Annotated in this window: 17 protein-coding genes; 10 read left to right on the forward strand and 7 right to left on the reverse strand. The window is 58.9% G+C overall.

All coding sequences use genetic code 11. From position 1 onward, the window contains the following. Positions 1-926 precede the first annotated feature (926 nt). From Q0526_RS12600 to Q0526_RS12630, 7 genes are all read right to left on the reverse strand, one after another. Complete coding sequence (locus tag Q0526_RS12600) at positions 927-2,264, reverse strand: glycosyl hydrolase family 28 protein (RefSeq protein WP_298734163.1); 1,338 nt, start codon at positions 2,262-2,264, stop codon at positions 927-929. 10 nt (positions 2,265-2,274) lie between these two features. Further along, positions 2,275-3,963 (reverse strand): DUF2264 domain-containing protein, encoded by a 1,689-nt coding sequence (locus tag Q0526_RS12605; protein ID WP_298734166.1) that lies wholly within the window; start codon positions 3,961-3,963, stop codon positions 2,275-2,277. Next, on the reverse strand, positions 3,956-5,470 hold the full coding sequence (locus Q0526_RS12610) for a response regulator (RefSeq protein ID WP_298734169.1): 1,515 nt from the start codon (positions 5,468-5,470) through the stop codon (positions 3,956-3,958). The genes Q0526_RS12605 and Q0526_RS12610 overlap by 8 nt, the downstream gene beginning before the upstream one ends. Further along, positions 5,464-7,323 carry a histidine kinase gene (locus Q0526_RS12615; RefSeq protein WP_298734171.1) on the reverse strand — a complete coding sequence of 620 codons (1,860 nt, stop codon included), beginning with the start codon at positions 7,321-7,323 and terminating at the stop codon, positions 5,464-5,466. Before Q0526_RS12615 ends, Q0526_RS12610 begins: the two co-directional genes overlap by 7 nt. A gap of 78 nt (positions 7,324-7,401) precedes the next feature. Further along, the gene (locus tag Q0526_RS12620) at positions 7,402-8,268 is read right to left on the reverse strand and encodes a carbohydrate ABC transporter permease (RefSeq protein WP_298734174.1); all 867 of its coding nucleotides are present in this window, start codon (positions 8,266-8,268) and stop codon (positions 7,402-7,404) included. After that, positions 8,268-9,155, reverse strand: coding sequence for a sugar ABC transporter permease (locus tag Q0526_RS12625; protein WP_298734176.1), 888 nt, complete (start codon positions 9,153-9,155; stop codon positions 8,268-8,270). The genes Q0526_RS12620 and Q0526_RS12625 overlap by 1 nt, the downstream gene beginning before the upstream one ends. Positions 9,156-9,258: 103 nt before the next feature. After that, positions 9,259-10,626: an extracellular solute-binding protein gene (locus tag Q0526_RS12630; protein WP_298734179.1), complete on the reverse strand. Its 1,368-nt coding sequence runs from the start codon at positions 10,624-10,626 to the stop codon at positions 9,259-9,261. 343 nt (positions 10,627-10,969) lie between these two features. Here Q0526_RS12630 and Q0526_RS12635 point away from each other — a divergent pair, with 343 nt between their 5' ends. From Q0526_RS12635 to Q0526_RS12680, 10 genes are all read left to right on the forward strand, one after another. Next, positions 10,970-12,250, forward strand: coding sequence for a DUF4038 domain-containing protein (locus tag Q0526_RS12635; protein ID WP_298734181.1), 1,281 nt, complete (start codon positions 10,970-10,972; stop codon positions 12,248-12,250). After that, positions 12,244-13,398 carry a glycoside hydrolase family 88 protein gene (locus tag Q0526_RS12640; protein ID WP_298734183.1) on the forward strand — a complete coding sequence of 385 codons (1,155 nt, stop codon included), beginning with the start codon at positions 12,244-12,246 and terminating at the stop codon, positions 13,396-13,398. Before Q0526_RS12635 ends, Q0526_RS12640 begins: the two co-directional genes overlap by 7 nt. Positions 13,399-13,413: 15 nt before the next feature. Continuing rightward, positions 13,414-14,997, forward strand: coding sequence for a xylann 1,4-beta-xylosidase (locus tag Q0526_RS12645; protein WP_298734185.1), 1,584 nt, complete (start codon positions 13,414-13,416; stop codon positions 14,995-14,997). A gap of 33 nt (positions 14,998-15,030) precedes the next feature. Beyond that, on the forward strand, positions 15,031-17,115 hold the full coding sequence (locus tag Q0526_RS12650) for a glycoside hydrolase family 36 protein (RefSeq protein WP_298734187.1): 2,085 nt from the start codon (positions 15,031-15,033) through the stop codon (positions 17,113-17,115). A gap of 1 nt (position 17,116) precedes the next feature. Continuing rightward, a complete protein-coding gene (locus Q0526_RS12655) occupies positions 17,117-18,712 on the forward strand; it encodes a glycoside hydrolase family 43 protein (RefSeq protein ID WP_298734189.1) in 1,596 nt (531 codons plus the stop codon). Then, a complete protein-coding gene (locus Q0526_RS12660; protein ID WP_298734191.1) occupies positions 18,709-19,605 on the forward strand; it encodes a glycoside hydrolase family 43 protein in 897 nt (298 codons plus the stop codon). Before Q0526_RS12655 ends, Q0526_RS12660 begins: the two co-directional genes overlap by 4 nt. A 13-nt stretch (positions 19,606-19,618) precedes the next feature. Next, positions 19,619-20,560 (forward strand): ROK family protein, encoded by a 942-nt coding sequence (locus Q0526_RS12665; protein ID WP_298734193.1) that lies wholly within the window; start codon positions 19,619-19,621, stop codon positions 20,558-20,560. Between the two features lie 328 nt (positions 20,561-20,888). Continuing rightward, positions 20,889-21,287 (forward strand): hypothetical protein, encoded by a 399-nt coding sequence (locus Q0526_RS12670; RefSeq protein ID WP_298734195.1) that lies wholly within the window; start codon positions 20,889-20,891, stop codon positions 21,285-21,287. Between the two features lie 4 nt (positions 21,288-21,291). Further along, entirely contained in the window at positions 21,292-22,197 is a 906-nt protein-coding gene (locus tag Q0526_RS12675) for a type I phosphomannose isomerase catalytic subunit (RefSeq protein ID WP_298734197.1), read from the forward strand. A 22-nt stretch (positions 22,198-22,219) separates the two neighbouring features. Then, positions 22,220-22,672 (forward strand): SDR family NAD(P)-dependent oxidoreductase (locus tag Q0526_RS12680; protein WP_298734199.1); only part of this gene is annotated, 453 nt, incomplete at its 3' end.

The raw sequence follows: 22,672 nt of genomic DNA on the forward strand, positions 1-22,672 counted from the left end.
CATCTTTCAATCTCCCTTTTAAGTGTATCCAGTCCAACTTTTTGTCCGCACCTCCCTACCTTTGAATGACCTCCCTTTGCTTGTTTGTGCAGTTGGCAGACCGCACTCCTATTATAGCAAAGGGAGTTTTTATTTCACCATGATCGACATAAGTCTTTTTTGGAACCACTCGCCTAGCGAGTGGTTTTCGGGACACAAGAAAAGAGCGTTGAAACTTTGTGGTTGCGGGGACAGGACTTGAACCTGTGACCTCCGGGTTATGAGAAATCTAAAATTTGTGCGTTACAGTGTTGTTTTGTTGGGTTTGGTGGTATTGCGTACCAAGGCTCAGAACGGATTTTGTCCCATGTGTACAAAAAGGTGATATATGGTGCTGACCTGTTCCAAACCCTTTTGGGGGCAGTTTTGGGGGCAAATCTGCAAGACAGATTCTCATACGCACCAATCAAATAAATGCGCAGCTTTGGTCTCATTGAGAAATACGAATACCCTCATCACAGGGTTCTTACACAGGAAACGCCCCCACGAACTAATGATGAAATTTTACTCTCTAGCAAGAAGTTGTACGCAAGCCAACTCTACACCATCCTCGCACACCGCCCCTGTCGCCGCGAGAAACGCCCCTGTTTGGGCGCGTTCGCACCGCGTCGGCGCGGTGCCCTCCCAGCCAAATATCGCCCCAAAGTCCCCGCTTTCCGGGGATTTTTTGTTTTGCCATAATGGGATTTCCCTAAACTGGATTTCCCTGTACAGGTAAATCTTGCACAAATAAATACTAAATAAATAAAATACTAAGATACTATCGTATCCTATCCGTAAAACTACAAAAAACGGATTTTTTCCACTGGAATCTTGCCGTGATGCGTACAACTTAACACCTGAGAGTACAACTTACGATTGCACCATCTACTGCTGAAGCTGTATAATTATAACATAATCGTAGGACCCTCTGTCAGCATCTTAGGTCTCTCGTCAGAGTGCAAAGTGATGAAGTGCAGATTTTCCAGCGTAAGCCCCCGCACATAGCGGGCATCTAAATGGGTAGTGCGGCTCCAATTTGGATAATAGTTCTCGCTTCCGGGGGCGGTGGGAGCTTGCAGGCGGTCGGGAACCCCCGGGTAAGGGGCGCTTGGCAAATCGGTCAGCTTCACGCCGCCGAAGGCTGTATACCAGAAGTCCCGGATCGTCACATCCTCTATCATGTGAGCGGCGTTGGCATCAAGGCGGCAGCCGCCGAACCTCGGCTCGCCCATGATGTCATTGTCAAAGCGGCGCTGGGCGTGGGCCATTTCCTCATCATCTACAGCTGTGATGCCCACAAAGCGCAGCCGGGCCATGGTGCCGATGGGCGGTATGTGGTCCAGCTCTACACTGCTGCCTAAATCGTCCGGGCGGTAGCGGTTGTTCAAAATTGCAAAAATCGGGCGCCGGACATTGTGCATGGTGACATTCTCCACCAGAATATCGGTAATGCTCCCGCCCTCGGTGCATTCCAGCTTGATTCCCTCGCGCCAGACATTGCGCATCGTGCAGTTGGAGATAACCACGCCGGAAATCCCGCCGATGGACTTTAACCCGATGCGGATGCCCGCGCAGACTGAGGTAAATGCGCAGTCGGAAATATGCACATCCTGCACGGGCAGACCGCTGGATTGCAGGCAGAGGTTATCGTCAGTGCCGTCGATATAGCAGCCGCGCACCCAGACATGGCGGCAGCCGTCAAAATCCAGACCGTCACCGTTGTAGTTCCGGTGGTTTTCAATGTGCAGGTCGGTTGCCCAAATGAAATCGCTGTCCAGAAATGCCGTTGTCCACGCGGCAGCATTCAGCAGCCGCAGGTTCTGTACGCGGACATTGCGGCAGCGTAGCACCCGCAGCAGCATGGGGCGGTAGATGCTGCCTGCGTTGGGGAACGCGGCGGCATTGCCGTCAATGACGCCGCTGCCGCAAATTGTGACATTTTCGGCATCTTGGGCAAACAGAAAGCAGCGGTCCAGCTCCGGCTCGTTGCGGTAGCGGTTGTGGTGGGTATCGGTGCCATAGTCGGCAATATCGGGGCTGGCCAGCAGGGTGGCGCTGTTGGTGATTTCCAGCGCCACATTGCTTTTCAGGTACAGCGTACCGCAGACAAATGTACCGCCTGCCAGCCGCACCGTGCCGCCCTGCGCGGCGGCAGCATCTATCGCCGCCTGCACCGCAGCTGTGTCCTTGGTGCGGCCGTCAGCCGCAGCCCCGTAGCTGCGGGGATCGAAAATATCCTTCATCTTGCTCTCCTCAGGCAAATGTCACTTTCGTTTCCAGCACGGTTGTGCCGGGGTGGATCGCATACTGTACCATCGGGATGACCGTGCGGGGGTACTGCAGGCTCGTGTTGGGCACGGGTTCCAAAACCAGCGGCGTGCCGCGGCCGGTCAGGTCCTCTGCCGCACAGAAGCCGCCGGGATGTTCCGCGCGGGCAACGGTGGCGGTGCAGCTGTGTGCTGCGCCGGGGCAGTCATCGGGGATGGCAAACCCGGCATCGAACGCCTCGCAGGCGATTTCGCTCGTAACCGTATGGCGGCGGAGATGCCCGCCGTCGCACAAAGCAATCTCCGTCACGACCTGCACGCCGGGCAGCGGCGACCAGACGGCGCGGGTCCCGTTCTCCGTCATTTCCCACGACTCCGGCGCGGCCTTGACAAAGATATGCCCGAGATACCGGAAGCTCAGCACCGAATCCGGCGCGGCCTCCTCCAGCGTGCGCTGGCTGCGCGCAGCACTGAACGCATAGCGTGAGCAGTAGGCAAGCTTTGCGTACTTTTCCTCCATCTGGGGGAACGGGTGTTTCACCCGCAGTGCCGCCGGGTACAGCACCGCCATGCCGTTCACCCGCTGGGCCAGCATCTCGGCCCCGGGCAGCGGGCGCACGGCGTCCAGCTTGGGCAGCGGCTCCGCCGGGGTTTGCCAGAAGGGATGCTCCGCGGGCAGCATCAGAAACGCAAACGCCTTCATGCACCAGTAGGGGGAGCCGGGGGCGTTGTAGTTTTCCGACATCATCAGATTCGGGTAGGCGTAGCCGATGGTCAGCACACCGCCGTTATCGGTGATGGGCTGCGCCGCCCACCAGTCGAGATGCCGCGTGACAATGCCTTTTATCACGCCCGGCGTGAACACCGGCAGCTCCGCCGCCGCGCACAGCGAGAAAAATGCCGCCTGCGCAAAGCGGTAGGTCTGGCTGCGGCCATAGGCGACCGCCGCGCCGTTTTCATCGAACCAGTAGATAAAATCCTGCGCAAACTTGCAGGCGCGGGCGCGGAATTTTTCGCACCGCGCAGGGTCATCCTGCTGCATCGTCATGGCGTAGAGCAGCGAGTAAAATACGATGGCAAAGCCGTTATAGTAGTCCTTCATGCCGCCCTTGCCGTCAAGGTACCAGCCGTGGGTGTCATAATAGCTGTCGATGCGGGCCAGCCCCAATTCCAGCCGTTCCCTATTATACGGCATACCGCGCTTTTTCAGTGCGCAGTTGACCAGAATGCAAAAGAACTGCCAGTTGCTGTGGCTGCACTCATAGTGGTTGATATTGTCGAGCCACTTTGCCAGATTTTCGCGTTCGGTGTCGGTCAGCGGGTCCCACAGCACATCGGGGGTCAGCAGCAGACCGTAGGCGATTGCCGCCATCTCGACAAATTTCTGGTCAAGGTCGCGGCAGCTGCCCCAATACCCCGGCCCGCCGGGGGTCGTGCCGGAGACAAGACCGCGGCGGTAGATTTCTTCCCACGCGGCATCATGACCGCCGCCCGCCCAGAACGGCACCAGTGCCCACAGCGGACGGCTGAATGCCTCCATCGGGATGGTCGCGGTTTCGTAATGGGCGGCGGTTGCGCCCAAGGCAAAGCCGCTGCCGCCCGGTGTCAGGCGGCTTTTCAACGGTTCCAGCAGGGCCAGCATCTGGGCTGCCCACTGTATGCGCTCGTTATCCATTGCTTTGCTCCTTAAAGCTCTTGCGGTAGGCCGCAGGGGTCTTGCCGTAATAGCGGCTGAACACCTCGTTAAAATAGCGGTAGTCCTTGAAGCCGACCTCCTCGGCAATCTCGTAGCTGCGCTTATCGCTGTTCAGCAGCAGCTCCAGCGCATGCTCCATCCGCACACGGTTCAGGTAATCCTTGAAATTCTGCCCCAGCTGCTTTTTAAAATAGCTGCTGAAATAGAACGGATTCATATGGATATGCTTTGCCAGCACCTCCAGCGTCAGGTTCTCGCGGTAGTGCGCGGCGATATAATCGGTCACCCTTTGCATATCCTTATGTTCATTTTTCTTGACCTGCCCGGCCATCTGGCCGTACAGCTCCTCCAGCGATTTTTTGAACAGTGCTTCCAGCGCCGGGTAATCGGCGGTCTCGCGCGCGGCATCCAGCAGGTCGCTGCTGCCGCCCGCGCACTGCACGCCGGAGCGTTCCAGCCGCGCCTGCACCATGCGCCGGCAGACAAGCAGGTGGTAGACAGCCGCATCGGCGCGGCCATCGGTGATGGGCGGAACAGCGGCCAGCAGGTTTTCCACCGCACGGTTGAAAACCTCCCGGTCCGTCTCGACAAAGCTGGCAGCCACGGCCTCCTGCAGCGGATGCAGGGTGGCGGTGTCGGCGGGGGCCTCGCCAAACAGCGGTGCATCCATCGCAAGCACGGTATCCGGTAAGCGGTCGGCAAAATAGAACCAGCGGCAGGCATCGCGGCAGGGGGCGGTAAAGGTTGGCACGACGCTCATCTCGGCGGTAGCGGGGCTGCACACAAAGCCGACCTTGCACCGGGTGCGCTGCTCCAGCAGGGCCTGCGCCTCGTGCAGCCAGCCGGTTGCCTGCGCCTGCGTCATGTTGACCAGCAGCAGATAGCACTGCCCTTTTTTCTGGAATGCTGTCCCCTGCCCGGTCTGACGGCAGAGAGTATCCAGCTGGCCGAAGATTGAAAACTCGATCAGCTGGCGTTCCATGGCGTTTCTGGCGGTCAGCCCCAGCGGCTGAACGGCCGTCAAAATATAGCTGGTCGGCTCCATCTCGGCCACCCGGCCAAACGCATCGGAGTAGCTGCCCGTGTCGGAGGGCGAGGCCGGGGCGCTGTGATCCGGCTGCACCGGCAGGCATTTTTCCACGGCGCGCAGCAGGTCATCCTTTTTGACAGGCTTTAACAGATAGTCCACCGCACCGTAGCTGAGGGCATCGTGCGCGTAGGAAAAATCCTGAAACCCGCTGATGAAGATGACCTTGGTGCGGCTTTGGGCGGTGTGCAGCGCCTTTAAAATTTCAATGCCGGTCTTGCCGGGCATCGAGATGTCCAGCAGTGCCAGATCCGGGCTTTGGGCAAAGATCTCCCGCAGGGCGTCGGTACCGTTTTCGCAGGTGGCGCAGATCTCAATGCCCAGCTGCGCCCAGTCGATCAGCATCTGTAAGCCGCGGATGATGACCGGCTCATCGTCGGCAATGAGCATTTTCAGCATAGCGGTTCCTCCTGTGCAAGATTTTGCAGGTCTGCGGGGATGGTGGCCGTGACGACTGTTCCCACGCCGGGTGTGCTGTACAGCGTAATGCCGTAGTCGCTGCCGTAAAGGTAGCGCAGTCGGTCATGGACATTTTTCAGTCCGATGCTCGCCCACTCGTAATTTTCTTTATGGCCGGGCTGGTCGCTGTCCAGCAGGGTGTACAGTCTGTTCAGCGCGTCCTCGTCCATGCCGACGCCGTTGTCCATGACCGTCAGCGTAATGCAGTTTTCCTGCTTTTCCGCGGTCAATTGGATATGCCCCGGCCCGTCCATCGGCTTGATGCCGTGGACAAAGGCATTTTCCACGATAGGCTGTAAAATCAACTTGGGAATGAGTTGGTTTTCCAGATGGGCGCAGGCGTAGGAGAAGCTGACCTTGTTGCTGAACCGGCAGTTGAGCAGGTAAACGTATTTGGTTAAAATATCCACCTCACGCCCCAGCGGCACAAGGTCGTTGACCGTGCCGATGACGTAACGTATCTGGTCGCTCAGCGCCTCGATCATATCGGCCACCATCGGGTCGTTGCGCCCGACAGCGGTCATACGGATGACCTCCAGCGTGTTGTACAAAAAGTGAGGGTAGATCTGGCTTTTCAGCGCGTTCAGCTCCGCCTCGGTCTGCTTGATTTTAGACAGATACACTTGTTTTGTATAGGTGTCCAGCTCAGCGCTCATCTGGTTGAAGCGCTCGGTCAGGTCGCTCAGCTCATCGTTGCCGGTCACAGGGATGCGCCCGGTAAAATCACCGGACTCGACCTCGCCCATGTGCTGCATAATGGTGCGGATGGGCTGGGTCAGCTTGCGGGAGAAAAACATCGAGCCGATGACAAGCGCGGCCACAGCCAGCGCGACCACCAGCCACACAGCCCGCTGCATCGCCTGTATCTGCGTTTCGATGGGGGTGCGGCTCTGGCTGCACCAAACGGTCAGCCCGTATTCGGGGATCGGCTCGGACAAGAGCATCGTGCCGTCCGGTGCTTCCGCCGTCACATCCAGCGTTTCACCCACAAGCGCCGTGTCGGAGGAAAAATAGCAGTGCCCGGCCTCGTCCGTGACATAGACGATGCCGCCGCCGGTCAGGTTCAGCGTGGCAAACAGCCGGTCAAACACATCGGTGCGCAGGTCCAGAAAGAGCGTACCCAAGTATTTTTCATGCCCGACTGCGCCGGTAATGTCGTAATAGTTGCGCCCAACGGTAAAGACATACGGCGTGCGCGAGCCGCGAAAGCCGATGTAATCCAGCGCGTGGGTGGGCACAAGCCCCATTTTGCGGCTTTCGGTGTCCCAATGCTCAAAATCCACCGCCTGCAGATACGCCTCACTGTCAAACAGGGAGTTGTTGTAGTTTCCCAGCTGGTAGCTGACCGCCTTGGCTGCGCCCGCCGGGGCATAGATAAAGTGGGAGGCCTCAATATTGGCGTCCGTCATATTCAGATAGTGCAAAAACAGCCCCATTTCGTGGCGGATGCTGTCAGCGGCATTGTCCGCGTCGGCAAAAACCTCACCGGACAGGATTTTGCGCAGGTTGTCGTAATTGTCGTAGTCGTAAGAAAAATCCCCCTGAGAGGAATAGTTGTAGTAATAGCAGAATTTCGACAGGTCTGTATAGGTATCCAACCGAACGCGGATAGAATAGGCCGAGTAGGCGATCGCATCCTGATAGGCGTCCTCCAGACTGGCGCGGTACTCGGTCAGCATACGGCTTTGCAGCACGGTGACCAGCAGCACGATGGGCACAATGCCCAGCAGCAGGATAACGGCTGTGAACTTGGCAAACAAACTGACGCGGTGCGGACGGTGCGGCGTATCCATAACAAAACCTCACGATGCAGCAAAATTGGGTGTGGGCGCAGTGCCCACACCCAATTTTAGCATATTGCGGGATAAAAATCAGCCCTTCGCAGCGCCGGACATAATGCCCTTGACAAAATATTTCTGCAGGCTGACATAGATGATCAGCGCAGGCACAAGGGAGATCAGCGTACCGGCAAAAACGATATCCCAGCGGGCGGTATACTGACCGACAAAGGAGTAAACGGCAACCGTAATCGTCTTGGCCTGGTCGGAGGGCAGTGCCAGATACGGCATCAGGAAGTCGTTCCAGATGCCCAGACCGTTCAGCACGACCAGCGAGGCGGTGCAGGGTCCCAGCAGGGGGAACACCACGCGCCAGAATGCCTTGAACTCGGTGCAGCCGTCGATCTTGGCGGCCTCCTCGATGTCGATGGGAACGCCCTTCAAAAAGCTGGTGTACAGCAGCGTACCGAAGGCGACAGAGCCGGCAATGTAGCAGATGACGGGACCCCACAGCGTGCCGTAGATATGGAATAACTTCATCTCCTTGAACAGCGGGAACATATACAGGTGGAAGGGGATCATCATACCGGCGGTAAAGTAGGCATAGATAAACTTGGTGGTCTTGCTCTTGTGGCGCTCAATGGCGTAGGCGGACAGCGGCACGACCAGAATGATCAGCACCTCACTGACAACGGTCAAAAATACCGTGTGCCAGATGGCGGTGAAGAAGTCGGTCTTGGCAAACAGGTCCTTAAAGTTCTGCAGATACAGCTCGGTGGGGAAGGCAAGGGGCGCTTTCAAAATCTCGCCGTTGCTCTTAAAGGCGGAGATAACGGCGAAATAGACCGGGTAGATGAACAGGACAGCCAGAATGACCGTGACGATAAAGCAGGCGATGGGGGCAATTTTGATTTTTTTCTTAGGCGCGGTGTTTGTTGCCTGTACAGTTTGCGTTGCCATTACAGCTGCACCTCCCGTTTGCGAAGAATTGCGGACTGGATGTTGTTCAGGATCAGAATGATGAACAGCAGCACCACGCCGACCGCTGTGCCGTAGCCCTGACGGCCCTCGCCAAAGCCGGACTTATACAGCAGGTAGACGATGGTCTCTGTCGCAAAGCCGGGGCCGCCGTCCGTCATAACGGCGATCTGGTCAAAGACCTTCAGACCATTGATCAGCGACAGTGTAAAGCAGATGGTGAAGGAGCCGGAGATCAGCGGCAGCGTGATAAAGCGGAACCGCTGCAAAGCGCTGGCACCGTCGATGGTGGCGGCCTCCTGCACATCCTGCGGCACGCCCTGCAGGGCTGCCAGATAGATGATCATGTAGTAGCCGGCACCCTTCCAGATCATAACCACAGCCACCGCCCAGATGGCGATGTCGGCGTTGCCCAGCCAATCCTGCTTGAGGGCGGCAAGCCCCAGCATATCCAGCACCTTGTTGACGGGGCCGAAGTTGTAGTTGTACATGATTTTCCAGATAAAGCCGGAAACAATGCCCGAAAGAATGACCGGCAGGTAAAAGATGGCGCGGAACAGGTTTTTGCCCTTGACGACATTATCGACCAGCAGCGCCAGACCCAGCGCAAGAGCGTTCTCACAGATCGAGATCACAACGGTGAGCAGAGCGGTGTTTTTCAGTGCGTTGCCGAAGCGGGCGTTGGTAAAAATCTCTTTGTAGTTGTCAAAGCCGATAAATTTGATGTTGGGGTTGATGCCGTCCCACGAGGTAAAGCTGTAATAAAAACTGGATATCGTTGGCACGATCAAGAACACCGTAAACAGGATGAACGCAGGCGCAATGAACAAAAACGCCGTTGTATCAAACTTTCTTTTCTTCTGCAGCATGGCGCTGTCCCTCCGTTTCAAAGGGTGGTTGCGGATTTTGGGCGCAGAAAGGGCGCACCGCCCATTGGCAAGTGCGCCCCGGTATCATTGCGCCTGTTGCCCCTTATTCTACACCGAGACCGGTGGTGGGGTTAAAGCTCTGGAGCGCGACATTCCAGGTCTTCTGCAGCTCGGCGGAAGCAGAATCAATATCGCGGGAACCCTGAGCGACTTCAATGCAGGTCTTGTAGGTGAAGTTACGGAAGTCCGGGGGCAGCTCACGGTTGCCGACTTCCTGGTTCCACATCAGGTGGGTGTAATCAGCGGTGGACAGGGCATCCAGAACGGCCTGGAACTGCTCGCTGCTGTTCATCTTCGGGGTCTCCACGGTGGTGGGGATGGCTGCCATCTGCTCGCAGTACTCGCCGTAGACATCGCTGCTGAAGAAATACTTGCAGAAGGCGTCGAACGCAGCCTGCTTGTCGGGGTCCTTGGCGGCCTCAGCGCTCAGCGCCCAGCCGCCGGCAGTGCCGCCGCCCAGCAGGTTGACCTTGCCGTCGCGGTCGGGCACGGCAAACCAGCCGTACTCAAAGTCGGGGGCAGCCTCGTTGATCTGGCCGAACATATGCGTGCCGGAGAACATCATGGCAGACATTTCGTTGACAAAGAAGGTGGTGATCTGTGCATCGGGGGTGGAAGCCCAGCCGTCCTGTGCGAAGCTCAGCACCTCAGCCAGATCGGTGACGGCCTTCTGGAAGTTGGCGTCAGAGAAGTCTTTCTCGCCCTTGTAGCACTCCTCGATAAAGTCGGGGTCGCTCTCCAGAACGTTGTTGGCGTAGCACAGGTCATACAGGAAGCCGATGTGCCAGACATCGCTGCCGCCGACAACCAGCGGGGACATATCGCCCTTATCCTTGATGGTCTGGCAGAGGGTGATGAACTCGTCCCAGGTCTTGGGGATCTCGAGACCATTGTCGGCAAAGTACTGCTTGTTGTACATGATGCCCATGGTGTTGGCACCGGACATGGGCGCGGTGTAAGTAACACCGTCAAACTCCACGGTGGAGGTGAACAGCGCCTTGATATCATCGCTCAGGGGGGCGACCTTGCCGGCGCGGACATACATGGCGGTGTCGCGCATCTCCATCATATCGGGGAACTCACCGACGCTGTCCTTGGTTTTCAGGAACTCGCTGTAGGAGCCGCCGTCGCCCGGCTCGATCGTGATGGTGATGTCGGGGTTGGCAGCGTTAAAGTTGTCAACGATCTTGTTTATCTCGGTCTTGAAGTTGTCGTCACCGTCGGCAAAGACAAAGCTCAGCTCAGTGGGGGCGGAGACAACGCTTTCCGCGGCGGCCTCGGTGGAGGCGGCGGCAGAGGTGCTCTCGGCAGGGGCGGTGCTCTCCGCGGCAGAGGATGCGGAGGTGCCGCAGCCGGCCAGCATAACGGCGGTCATACCGGCGGCTATGGCAGCAGACAATGCTTTTTTCATGGTGTTTTCTCCTTTTCGTCTTTTGGTCTTTTTCATCGGGGGCGTTGTCCCTTTCGTTGTCTATATTGTACAGGATGGCAAGCGGTAAAAACAGGCGGTTTTTTTAGAGCAAAGTGGGTGTTTTTAACTTGTTCTGCTAAAATTTCCCCACACCAAAAGCCGGTATAGTGCATTTTGCACAATCGCGCAAGGGCAGTTTGCAGCACATTGCCTTCTGTGTGGCTTTTTTGTGTACCACAAAGCCGAACGACCTTTAAATTGCCCACATTCCGCTTAAATTTCCGCCTTATTTATAGAGGTGTAAACCTGTAAGATAGAATCAGAAAAGGAGGGAAAACAATGTATGGCAAAAATCACACCGGATGACCGCGTACTGAAACGGGGCAGCCTTCCCTTCTTCTGGCTGGGGGACACCTGCTGGAGTGCATTTACCAATATGACCGACGCCGAATGGCAGGATTATATTATAAAGCGTGCGGCACAGGGCTTCAATGTTGTGCAGGTCAACGCACTGCCTCAGTGGGACCGCTGCGGCAGCACACTGGGACTGTATCCGTTTCCCACACAGGACGGCTTGCATTTTAACTATGACGGCACCTTGAACAAAGCCTATTTTGCCCGTGCCGGGCGTATGGCAGCCCTTGCCGCACACTACGGCATCACCTTGGCCGTTGCGGTGCAGTGGTGCAATTATGTTCCCGGTACATGGGCTGCCGCAAAGCACCCGGAGAATATACTGCCCGCAGCCATGGTTGAACCGGTCGTAAAAAAGATCTGCGAGACCTTTTCTGCCTATGACCCGGTGTTTTTGATCAGCGGGGATGCGGATTTTGAAACCGAGCAGACGCTGCAGCGGTATCTGTGGGTCACACGGCTGGTGCAGAAATTTGCACCGGATGCGCCGTTGGCTTACCACCTCAAGGGCTGGAGCGATGCGCTGCCGCAGGAACTGGCTGATTACGCTGCGCTCTACCTTTATCAGTCCGGTCACAACCCGACCTACCAGTACACGGCGCGGACGCTGGCGGAAAGCTTCCGTGCCCGGATTCCGCAAAAACCGGTGCTGAACAGCGAGCCATGCTATGAGCAGATGGGCTACAGCCGTCTGGCCTACGGACGCCATCGGCGGGAGGACTGCCGCCGTATCCTTTGGACAAGTCTGCTTTCGGGTGCTTGTGCGGGCATCACCTACGGCGCCCACGGCGTCTGGAACTGGTATAAGCCCGATATGCCGGAAAATCCCGTCAGCGGCGAGGGATTTTTGCAGGCCCCCCTTTGCACGGACGCTTTGGGGCTGCCCGGCGCAGAGGATTTCGCATTTGCCCGGCGACTATGTGAGGATTGGGGCAGATGGGATTTTACCCCCTGCCCGGAGGTGCTGCTTGCCTACCGAGAGGAGATTCCCACCGCCCGCAGCGGTGTGCGCACCGTGCTGTATCTGCCCACAGCGGCACCGCTACCACTGGCAGATACCCTTTCTGTGCAAAAAATATACTTTATAGATTTGGAAACCCGAAAAACACTGCCGGCACACTGCCTGTACAAGGCTGGGGTCTTACATTTGGAACAGGCTCCCTGTTATCGGGACGCATTACTGATTATAGAAGGAGAATCACCATGCTGAATCTGAACACATCCGAAAAGAACTGGGCAAGCACCACGGCGGCACGCTTTGAGCACAAGCTGCGCGCCGTGCGGGAGCGCAGCGCCGAGAAAATCCCCAACCGCGCGGTGGACGGTGTACACAACAACAAAATATTTGAGGGGGACCGCGATGACGCCGACGGCATCTGCTGGTGGACCAACGGCTTTTGGGCGGGGATGCTGTGGCAGGCCTACCACGCGACCCATGATGACCGCTATGCCGAGATTGCCCGCTTTACCGAGCGCACGCTCGACGAGTGCTTTTCGTGCTACTACGGCCTGCACCATGATGTCGGCTTTATGTGGCTGCCCAGCGCCGTGGCGGACTACCGCCTGACCGGCGATGCCGATGCCCGCCGCCGCGGTCTGCACGCCGCCCAGTTGCTGGCCGGGCGGTTCAACCCGGCGGGGTATATCCGCGCGTGGAACGATTTCCCCGACCCGGACACCGATACCCGCGGCTGGGCGATCATCGACTGTTTGTTCAATATTCCGCTTTTGTATTGGGCGAGCGAGGAAACCAAGGACCCGCGTTTTGCCAAAATTGCGATGACCCACGCCGATACCGTGGCGGCAAACTTTATCCGTGCAGACGGCAGTGTGCGCCATATCGTGCAGTTTGACCCCGAAACCGGCGCATTTGTCCGCGATTACGGCGGGCAGGGCTACGCGCAGGGCTCCAGCTGGACGCGCGGGCAGACCTGGGCGCTCTACGGCTTTGTGATGAGCTACAAGCACACCGGTGCGGTGCGCTATCTTGCGATGGCGCAAAAGGTGGCGGAGTATTTTATTGCGCATATCCCCGCAGACGGGCGCATCCCGGTGGACTTCTGCCAGCCTGCCGAACCTGCTTACTATGATGACATTGCCGCCGCCGTGGCCGCCTGCGGCCTGCTTGAGCTGGCGCAGCTTGTTCCCGGCAAAAAGGACGCATACCTGACCCCCGCGCTGAAAATGCTGCACGCGCTGGACGATACCGCCGACTGGGACGAAAGCCGTGACGGCTACCTGCAATATTGCAGCGCCGACTACCACGGCAAGGAGCATAACATCAACTTTACCTACGGCGATTACTATTTCTATGAGGCCCTGCTCAAGCTGACCGGGGACGAGATTTATCTGTGGTAATGGGGGAATCGTACCATGTACACAATCAAAACCACCGTGAATGCGGCACAGCCGGGGCAGCCTTTTACCCATAATTTTTCGTCCTGCGTGGGAGCGGGCCGCGCCTGCGAGGGATTGCGCGCAGACTGGCAGCAGCAGCTCCGCCGCGCGGTGCAGGACTGCGGATTCCGCTATATCCGCTTTCACGGTCTTTTGACCGACGATATGCATGTTGTCTGGCGCAACGATGCCGGTGAACTATGCTACAGCTGGCAGTACATCGACAGCCTGTTTGACTTCCTGCTTTCCATCAGAATCCGCCCGTTTGTGGAGTTTGGCTTCTGCCCGGCGGAACTGGCAAGCGGCACACAGACACAATTCTGGTGGCAGGGCCGCGTGGATCCGCCCGCCGACCTGCGGCAATGGGCGGATTTACTGGCCGCACTGTGCCGCCACTGGCTGGAGCGCTACGGCTCGGAGGAAGTCCGCAAGTGGTACTTTGAGATCTGGAATGAAGCTGACCTGCATGCTTTCTGGAACGGCACCCGCAGCCAATATTTTGCCCTGTACAAGGCCAGTGTGCAGGCCATCAAGGGTGTTGACACAGCTTTGCGGGTTGGCGGACCGGCCACCAGCAATTTTGTGCCGGACAGCCGTTTTGACGGGGAAACCGAGGATATAACCGCGCAGAAAACCGCCTTTGTTGATGACATTGACGCCCTGCCGTGGCACGGCGTCTGGGTGCGGGAATTTCTGGATTACTGTGCGCAGAATCACCTGCCGGTGGATTTTGTTTCGGCACACCCTTATCCCACCGACTGGGCCTTGGACGGTTACGGCAACACCTGCAAGAGAACCCGCAAGCGCGAAAGCCTGCGGGAAGATGTTGCGTGGCTGCGCCGCATGATTGCGGAAAGCGCCTATCCCGATGCCGAACTCTGGCTGACGGAATGGAGCAGTTCGCCGTCCAGCCGCGATTGCAGCCACGACGAACTGCCCGCCGCCTGCTATGTAGCTGACGCTGCGACTTCGGTCAATGGGCAGGTCAACGGTTTGTCCTACTGGACATTCAGTGATATTTTCGAGGAGTTGGGCGGCGGCCATGACGCATATCACGGCGGCTTCGGACTGGTGAACTTCAACGGCATTCCCAAACCGACCTACCATGTCTACCGTATGCTGCACCGTTTGGGAAACCGCCTGCTGGCGCAGGGCACGGATTTTCTGGCGACGGCGCAAGGGGACAGCCTGCGGCTGATGGCATGGAATTATCCGCCGGAGTACAAAAAAGCCGTGGAAATGTGCGCCTACCCGGATCACGCGGCGGCACGCGCTGTCTTGCAGCACGGCACAGCCGGTCTGCTGGAATTACAGCTTTCCGGCCTGCAGCCTCATGCAACGCTGACGGTCGAAACGCTGGACGCCGACCACGGCGATGCCATGACCCTGTGGCACGCCATGGGCTGCCCGGGCAACCTGACTGTTGAACAGACAAAGCAGCTGCGCACCTGCGCCGAAGCGTGCGCCGTAACCACGCTGCAGGCAGATGAAAACGGATGCCTGCACACGACACTTCCCTTGGCACCGTGGGCGGTGGTTTTTGTCCACGGCACAACCTGACACCCAATGAATTTATACGAGGTGAATCCTGTTATGCGTAAGATTATCAACAGCATTTCTATGGGTGGACTGACCGCCGTCTATCACCGCGAAGGGGATGTTGTCGAGCTGCTGCTTGTGCCTGCGGGCGGCGAGGGCGGCATTGCCCGCACCGACTGCGCCGCCGAGCCACTCATTCAAGCCAAGCTGACCGAGGACGATGCCCCGGCATCTTTCAGCGGCGGGCGCACAATGCGCAACAGCCCCACCGTAAAAGCCATGCGGTATACCGGGCAGACTGCACAAAAATCTGCCGATAAAACAGTCGTTGTGACAAAGCTGACCGACCCGCGCGGCCTTGCCTACACCCACACACTGACCCTCTACGCCGACAACCCTGCTGCGGAGGTCGTGACGAGTGTGGAAAATACCGGCAGCGAAGCCCACACGCTGGAGATGCTGTCGAGCTTTACGCTGGGCAGTCTGTCGCCGTTTTCGGAAGGGCTTGCGCCCGAAACCCTGAAGATCCACCGTCTGCGTTCAACATGGAGCGCCGAGGGGCGCTTGGTGACCGAAGCTGCCGAGGATCTGCAGCTGGAGCCGAGCTGGAAGTGCTACTCCGCCAACAGCGTGCGGTTCGGCAGTGTGGGCAGCTTTCCCGTGCGTGGCTTTGTGCCGTTCTGCGCGGTGGAGGACACCGCCCACGGCGTGACATGGGCCGCCGCCACCACGCAGGGCAGTAGCTGGCAGATGGAGCTGTATCGGCAGGATTTCGGGCTGTCCCTGTCGGGCGGGCTGGCAGACCGGGAGTTCGGTGCTTGGTGCAAGACCCTTGCCCCCGGCGCGTGCTTCACCGCGCCCAAGGCGGTGCTGACCGCCGTGCGCGGCGGTGTGGATACGGCGGCGCAGGTGCTGGCAGAAAACACCCGCCGCGCCATCGAGCCGCTTTTGCCCGCATCTGAAAAGACCCTGCCTGTGCTGTTCAACGAATTCTGCTCCACATGGGGCAAGCCTACCGAGGAAACCGTCCTGCGCCATATCCGTGCGCTGAAAGGCAAAAACTTAGGCTATTACGTCATTGACGCGGGCTGGTACGATGATGACGCCTTTGAGGCGGCAGCCAAATTGGGCAGGTGGGAGCTGAGCCGCAGGGCGTTCCCGCACGGTCTGAAGTATGTCGTGGACGCGATTCACAACGCCGGGATGAAGGCCGGCATCTGGTTTGAGTTTGAAATGGCGGGCCGCGATGAGCCGGACTGCTTTAACAAGACAGAATGGCTGCTGACCCGCGGCGGCATTCCCATCACGGCAGGCGACCGCCGCTTCTGGGATATGCGCAAGCCCGAGGTGCAGGAGTATCTGGCGCACAGGGTCATTGATTTTCTGCGTTCCAACGGCATTGACTACATGAAGGTCGATTACAACGAAACCATCGGCCTTGGCTGTGACGGTGCGGAAAGTCTGGGCGAAGGGCTGTATGAGCAGATTCTGGCAAGTCAGCATTTTTTTGCCCGCATCCGCCGCGAGCTGCCCGACTTGGTGCTGGAGCTTTGTGCATCGGGCGGACATCGGCTCTGCCACAGCTTCTTGGAGCTTGCCTGTATGGCCAGCTTTTCCGATGCGCACGAGTGCGATGAGATCCCCATCATTGCCGCCAATATGCACCGCATGATCCTGCCGCGCCAGAGCCAGATCTGGGCGGTGGTCAAGGCGGGGCAGCCGCTGCAAAAGCTGTACTACCAAATCTGCAGCGGGCTTTTGGGGCGGCTCTGCTTTTCCGGCGAGCCGGACGCCCTCTCGGCAGCGCAGTGGACTGTTATGGACGAAGGCACGGCATTTTACGGCAAGGCGGCCTCCATCATAGACCACGGCGTCAGCCAGCGGTTTGGTTCCCGCATCGTCAGCTACCGCGCACCCAAGGGCTGGCAGGCGGTCGTGCGGCGCGGCAAAACGCAGACGCTTGTCGTTGTACATACCTTCGGCGCAGCGCCCGAAGCCGTCACCCTGCCGGTGGGCGGCAAAATCGCCGCGCAGTTTATGCGGGATGGTCTGACGGTGACGCACCTTGACGGCCAACTGACCGTACACGGGCTTACCGATTTTGACGCCGCCACCTTTATCTTGGAAAATGAGGATTGAGATGCATACGATTCAGAATCCCATTCTGCCCGGCTTTGCGCCCGATGCCAGCGCCCTGCATGTGGGCGAAGATTACTACATTGCTACGTCCACTTTTGAGTGGTGGCCCGGCATTGAGATTTACCACTCGAAGGATCTTGTCAACTGGCAGTGGGTGGCTGCGCCCATCGCCCGGCGCGATATGGTCCCCAGTGAGCTGCTTGGCAACTACAACTCCGGCAGCCTGTGGGCGCCGCATCTCTCCTACGCGGACGGGCTGTTCTGGCTGGTTTATACCGATGTAAAAAGCGCGACCGCCTTCAAAGATACCCTGAACTATGTCGTCACTGCGCCAAAAATCACCGGTCCGTGGAGTGCGCCGACCTTGGTGACCGCCAGCGGCTTCGACCCGGCGCTTTTTCACGATGATGACGGGCACCACTATTTTTTGAATATGCTGTTTGACTGGCGGCTGGAAAACCCCGGCTTTGCGGGGACAGTCATTCAGGAGTTTGACCCCGTCACACGGCAGCTGGTGGGTGCGCGCAGGCACTTCTACCGCGGCACATCGTTAGGCGTCTGCGAGGGACCGCAGATTCTTAAAAAGGACGGCTGGTATTACCTGCTCTGCGCGGCGGGCGGCACGGGCTACCTGCACGCCGCCACAGTCGCGCGCGCCAGAACGCTGGACGGCCCGTGGGAGGATTCGCCCTATTTCCCGCTGCTGACCGCGCGGGACGATGCCGTCAACCCGCTGCAAAAAAGCGGTCACGCCTGTTTTGTCGAGATCGGCGGCGAGTGGTACATCACCCACATCTGCGCCCGCCCCCTGACAGAGCGCGGGAACTGCACGCTGGGGCGTGAAACTGCCCTGCAAAAAATCGAATGGGCGGACGGCTGGCCCCGCCTGGCCAACGGCACGCACCACCCGGAGCTGGTCATTCCCGCGCCGAAAGCGGCAGGGAATGTCCGGCAGCTTCTCGACCACAGCGAGCGCGTGACCTTTGCGCCGGACAAGGGCCTGCCCCCTACCTTTAAGACATTGCGCACCCCGCTGACGCCCGAAACCGATTACAGCCTGACCGCCCGCCCCGGCTGGCTGCGGCTCTACGGCGGGCAGACGCTTTCCAGCCACCACAAGCAGACGCTGTTTGCACGCCGCTGGCAGCATTTTGCATTTACAGCAACAACGAAAATCGACTTTGCACCGCAAAACTTCCAGCAGGTGGCGGGGCTGGTGCTGTTCTACGACACCTGCAACTGGATCTACGCCTATATCACATGGGACGAGCGCCTCAACGCCCGCACGCTGCAAATTCTGCGGTGCGACTACAAGGATTTCACCTACGGCAGCAAGGCGATCCCCCTGCCGGACGGGGAAATTTCGCTGAAGGTTTGCGTAAACGGCGCAGAGGCGCAGTTTTATTACAAGGCGGACGGCGGCTGGCAGCCCCTGGGCGGGGTTCAGCCCGCCGACCACCTCAGCGATGATTATGTCGAGACCCGCCGCGGGCGGTGCGCCTTCACCGGCGCGATGGTCGGCATCTGTGCACAGGACATGGACGCCCACCAAAGCCACGCGGATTTTGCCTTTTTTGACTATGAGGAACAGCGATGAAAAACGGAACACTTTGGCTTGACGCCGACGGGCGCGGCATTCAGGCGCACGGCGGCAGCATTTTACAGCACAACGGCATTTTTTATTGGTACGGTGAGAACAAGGATACCGACACGTACAACCGCAGCGTGGATTTTGTGGGCTTCTCCTGCTACAAAAGCCGCGATTTGCTGCACTGGGAAAACTGCGGTCTTGTACTCTCGGCAGTCAATGAGGTGGGACACGACCTCCACCCGGACAGCGTCTGCGAGCGCCCCAGTGTACTATATAACGCAGAAACGCAAAAATTCGTGCTGTGGTTTCATCTGGATAACCGCCGCTACACCCGTGCCGAGGTCGGGCTTGCCGTAAGCGATACCCCAACCGGACCGTTCACCTACATGGGCAGTCAGCGCCCCGGCAACCATGACAGCCGTGACTTCACGGCGTTTCAGGACAGGGACGGCAGGGCCTATCTATTCTGCTCGTCCGACTGGAACGCCACCATGCGCGTCTGGGAGCTGGACAAAACCTACACAAAATTGACCGGCAGCGGCAAGGAAATTTTGATCGATCAGGCGCGGGAGGCCCCGGCGCTGTGGCACAGCGGCGAGAAGTATCTCCTGTTTTCATCTGGCTGCACCGGGTGGAGCCCCAACACGATGCTGTACGCCGAGAGCAGTGCGATTTTCGGCAGCTGGCGGCTCATTGACGACCCCTGCCGCGGCCCCGGCGCACGACAGACCTTCGGTGCGCAGAGCGCCGCCGTCTTTGCCGCAAACGGTCAGCCTTACCTTCTGCTTGACCACTGGCACCCGGACGATCTGCGCAGTTCCGGCTACACGATTTTGCCCGTCACCTTTGAAAACGGCTTGCCTGCGCTGAACTGGCAGGACGAATGGACGGGCATCTGAGGAGGATTTTTTTATGTATTATCTGGGCGTTGACCTGGGCGGCACCAACATCAAAGCCGCCCTTGTAAGCGAAAACGGCGAAATTATAAAAGAAGCCGCCGCCCCCACCAACCTGCCCCGCACGGCGCAGGAGGTCTGTGACGATATTGCCGCGCTGTGTCTGCAGCTCGGCGCGGGGGAGCCGGTCGCCGGCATCGGCGTGGGCTGCCCCGGCACGGTGTGTGACGGCGTGGTGCTCTATTCCAACAATCTCGACTGGCACGATTTTGCTATGGCGGACTACCTGCAAGCCAAAACCGGGCTGCCAGTCTGCCTCGGCAACGATGCCAATGTGGCTGCCCTCGGCGAAGCACTGGCGGGCTGCGCCAAGGGGGCGCAGAGCGCGGTGATTCTGACGCTCGGCACCGGCGTCGGTGCGGGCGTTGTGCTGGGCGGAAAGCTGCTGACCGGCTACACCGGCGCAGCAGCCGAAGCCGGACACATGGTGATTGCCGACGCGCCCGATGCCCCGCTGTGTACCTGCGGGCGGCGCGGCTGCCTTGAAGCCCTTGCCAGCGCCACGGCGCTGATCCGCATGACGCGCGAAGCACGCCGCACCCACCCGGAAAGCCTGCTGAACACTCTGGCACCCACCGAAGCGGATGTCAACGGGCGCACGGTTTTTGATGCCGCCGTGCGGGGGGATGCCGCCGCCAAAGCCGTTGCGGACAACTACATTCACCATCTGGCAGTCGGCGTGGCAAACCTTATCAATATCTTTTTCCCGGAGGTCATCGGGCTGTCCGGCGGCGTGGCCAATCAGGGCGAAAACCTGTTAGAGCCGCTGCGTGCCGCCGCTGCGCCGATGGTGTTCGGCAGCGCCTTTGCCAAAAAGCATACCCGCATCACGACCTGCACGCTCGGCTACCGGGCGGGTGTCATCGGCGCGGCACTGCTGGCAAAGCAGGAGGTGTGAAGCATGGCAGAAATCAAGCTGAAAGTCATCGGTGCAGCGGGTGACACGCTGGCCGTCAGCCGCGCGGGGGAGCGCATCTCGCTTGTGCATACAGCCCCCTACGCGGACGGCGATTGGATTGCGCTGGAATGCGACGAGGCGGGCCTGTACTGTGTGGTGCAGCTCGAGGACACGATGCCCCCGGCGCTCGTATACATCAGGGAGCGCGGGCTGGATTTTCCGATCCCGCCCGGCCACGGCGGAGGAGGTTGCCGCACGGCGAAACCTTGCGTTCAACCCCTACGACTGCCACGGCAGCCACGGGTTTTACCCGCACGCGTCCGCAAATGTGGAAACCCGCGGCGAGGCCGTGTTTGCCGCCCGCAACGCCGTGGACGGCGTGTATGAGAATGACGCCCACGGCACCTGGCCGTACCAGAGTTGGGGCATCAACCGCGACCCCAATGCCGCGCTGACCATCGAGTTTGGCCGTTCGGTCACGGTGGACGAGCTGCGGCTGACGCTGCGTGCGGACTTCCCGCACGACAGCTACTGGACGCAGGCGACCGTGGCATTTGATGACGGCAGCCGCGAGGTCTTGCAGCTGACCAAAACCGCCGCCCCGCAGGTGTTTGCCCTTGCCCCGCGCACCGTGCAGAGCCTGAAGCTGTTTGAGCTGAAAAAGGCGGACGATGCCTCGCCGTTCCCGGCACTAACGCAGATCGAAGTCTGGGGAACGGAGGGATAATTCTATGCCGATACTCAAATTGACCCCGAGCTGCAAGGATTATCTGTGGGGCGGCAGCCGCCTGCGCACCGATTTCGGCATCCAAAGCGACCTTGACCCGCTGGCGGAGGCGTGGGTGCTGTCCTGCCACCCGGACGGCCCGAGCTGCCTGCCGGACGGCACCACGCTGGCGGCGTACCTTGCCGCGCACCCCGGCTGCCTTGGCACTGACTGTGACAAGTTCGACCAGTTCCCAATTTTGACCAAGCTGATCGATGCCAAGCAGAACCTGTCCGTTCAGGTGCATCCGTCCAACGTGTACGCGCTCAAAAATGAACATCAGTACGGCAAAACAGAAATGTGGTATGTGCTGGACTGCGTGCCGGGGGCATACCTGTACTACGGCTTTGCGCACGAAATCTCCAAAGAGGAGTTTGCGGAGCGCATCAAAAATAACACCCTGACCGAGGTCCTGAACGCCGTGCCGGTGCATAAAGGGGATTGCTTTTTTATCCCGTCCGGCACGCTGCATGCCATCTGCCAGGGCATCGTCATTGCCGAGGTACAGCAAAACTCCAACGTGACCTACCGCGTCTACGACTACGGGCGCGTCGGTGCGGACGGCAAGCCCCGCGCCCTGCACATTGAAAAGGCGCTGGACGTGACCCTGCGCACCCCGCCGCAAAAGCACGACTTCGGCAGCCATCTCGCGCAGTGCGAGTATTTTACCGTTGACGTCAAAAGCGGTAATTTCAACGGTACAGCGGACGAAAAGTCCTTTGTGTCGCTGCTTATCACCGATGGAATCGGCACATTGACCTGCGGCGGCGAAACCGTCGATATCCAAAAGGGCGAGAGTTATTTCCTGCCCGCCGGAAGCGGTGTGTATCGCATAGAAGGTTCCTGCGAAACGCTTGTTACGACTGTCTGAATTTTGAAAAGAGGTACGAAAAATGTCTGTCTGCACACCCAAATCCTTTGACCTGACTGGCAAGGTCGCGCTGATCACCGGCGCATCCTACGGCATCGGCTTTGCCATTGCCACCGCTATGGCCAATTGCGGCGCCAAGATCGTCTTTAACGACATCAAGCAGGAGCTGGTAGACAAGGGCCTGGCCGCCTACAAGGAAGCCGGCATCGAAGCCTACGGCTATGTCTGCGACGTCACCAACGAGGATGCCGTCAATGAGATGGTCAAGAAGATCACCGCCGAGGTCGGCCACATCAACGTGCTGGTCAACAACGCCGGTATCATCAAGCGCATCCCGATGATCGAGATGACCGCTGCCCAGTTCCGTCAGGTCATCGACGTTGACCTGAACGCTCCCTTCATTGTCGCCAAGGCGGTCATTCCCGATATGATCGAGCAGGGCGGCGGCAAGATCATCAACATCTGCTCCATGATG

The sequence above is a fragment of the uncultured Subdoligranulum sp. genome, from assembly GCF_937890665.1.

Coding starts and splice junctions, on each gene's coding strand:
- Q0526_RS12615 (WP_298734171.1), bottom strand. CDS start 7,323: ATGGATACGCCGCACCGTCCGCACCGCGTCAGTTTGTTTGCCAAGTTC.
- Q0526_RS12675 (WP_298734197.1), top strand. CDS start 21,292: ATGCCGATACTCAAATTGACCCCGAGCTGCAAGGATTATCTGTGGGGC.
- Q0526_RS12650 (WP_298734187.1), top strand. CDS start 15,031: ATGCGTAAGATTATCAACAGCATTTCTATGGGTGGACTGACCGCCGTC.
- Q0526_RS12640 (WP_298734183.1), top strand. CDS start 12,244: ATGCTGAATCTGAACACATCCGAAAAGAACTGGGCAAGCACCACGGCG.
- Q0526_RS12630 (WP_298734179.1), bottom strand. CDS start 10,626: ATGAAAAAAGCATTGTCTGCTGCCATAGCCGCCGGTATGACCGCCGTT.
- Q0526_RS12660 (WP_298734191.1), top strand. CDS start 18,709: ATGAAAAACGGAACACTTTGGCTTGACGCCGACGGGCGCGGCATTCAG.
- Q0526_RS12665 (WP_298734193.1), top strand. CDS start 19,619: ATGTATTATCTGGGCGTTGACCTGGGCGGCACCAACATCAAAGCCGCC.
- Q0526_RS12610 (WP_298734169.1), bottom strand. CDS start 5,470: ATGCTGAAAATGCTCATTGCCGACGATGAGCCGGTCATCATCCGCGGC.
- Q0526_RS12600 (WP_298734163.1), bottom strand. CDS start 2,264: ATGAAGGATATTTTCGATCCCCGCAGCTACGGGGCTGCGGCTGACGGC.
- Q0526_RS12620 (WP_298734174.1), bottom strand. CDS start 8,268: ATGGCAACGCAAACTGTACAGGCAACAAACACCGCGCCTAAGAAAAAA.
- Q0526_RS12645 (WP_298734185.1), top strand. CDS start 13,414: ATGTACACAATCAAAACCACCGTGAATGCGGCACAGCCGGGGCAGCCT.
- Q0526_RS12635 (WP_298734181.1), top strand. CDS start 10,970: ATGGCAAAAATCACACCGGATGACCGCGTACTGAAACGGGGCAGCCTT.
- Q0526_RS12625 (WP_298734176.1), bottom strand. CDS start 9,155: ATGCTGCAGAAGAAAAGAAAGTTTGATACAACGGCGTTTTTGTTCATT.
- Q0526_RS12605 (WP_298734166.1), bottom strand. CDS start 3,963: ATGGATAACGAGCGCATACAGTGGGCAGCCCAGATGCTGGCCCTGCTG.
- Q0526_RS12655 (WP_298734189.1), top strand. CDS start 17,117: ATGCATACGATTCAGAATCCCATTCTGCCCGGCTTTGCGCCCGATGCC.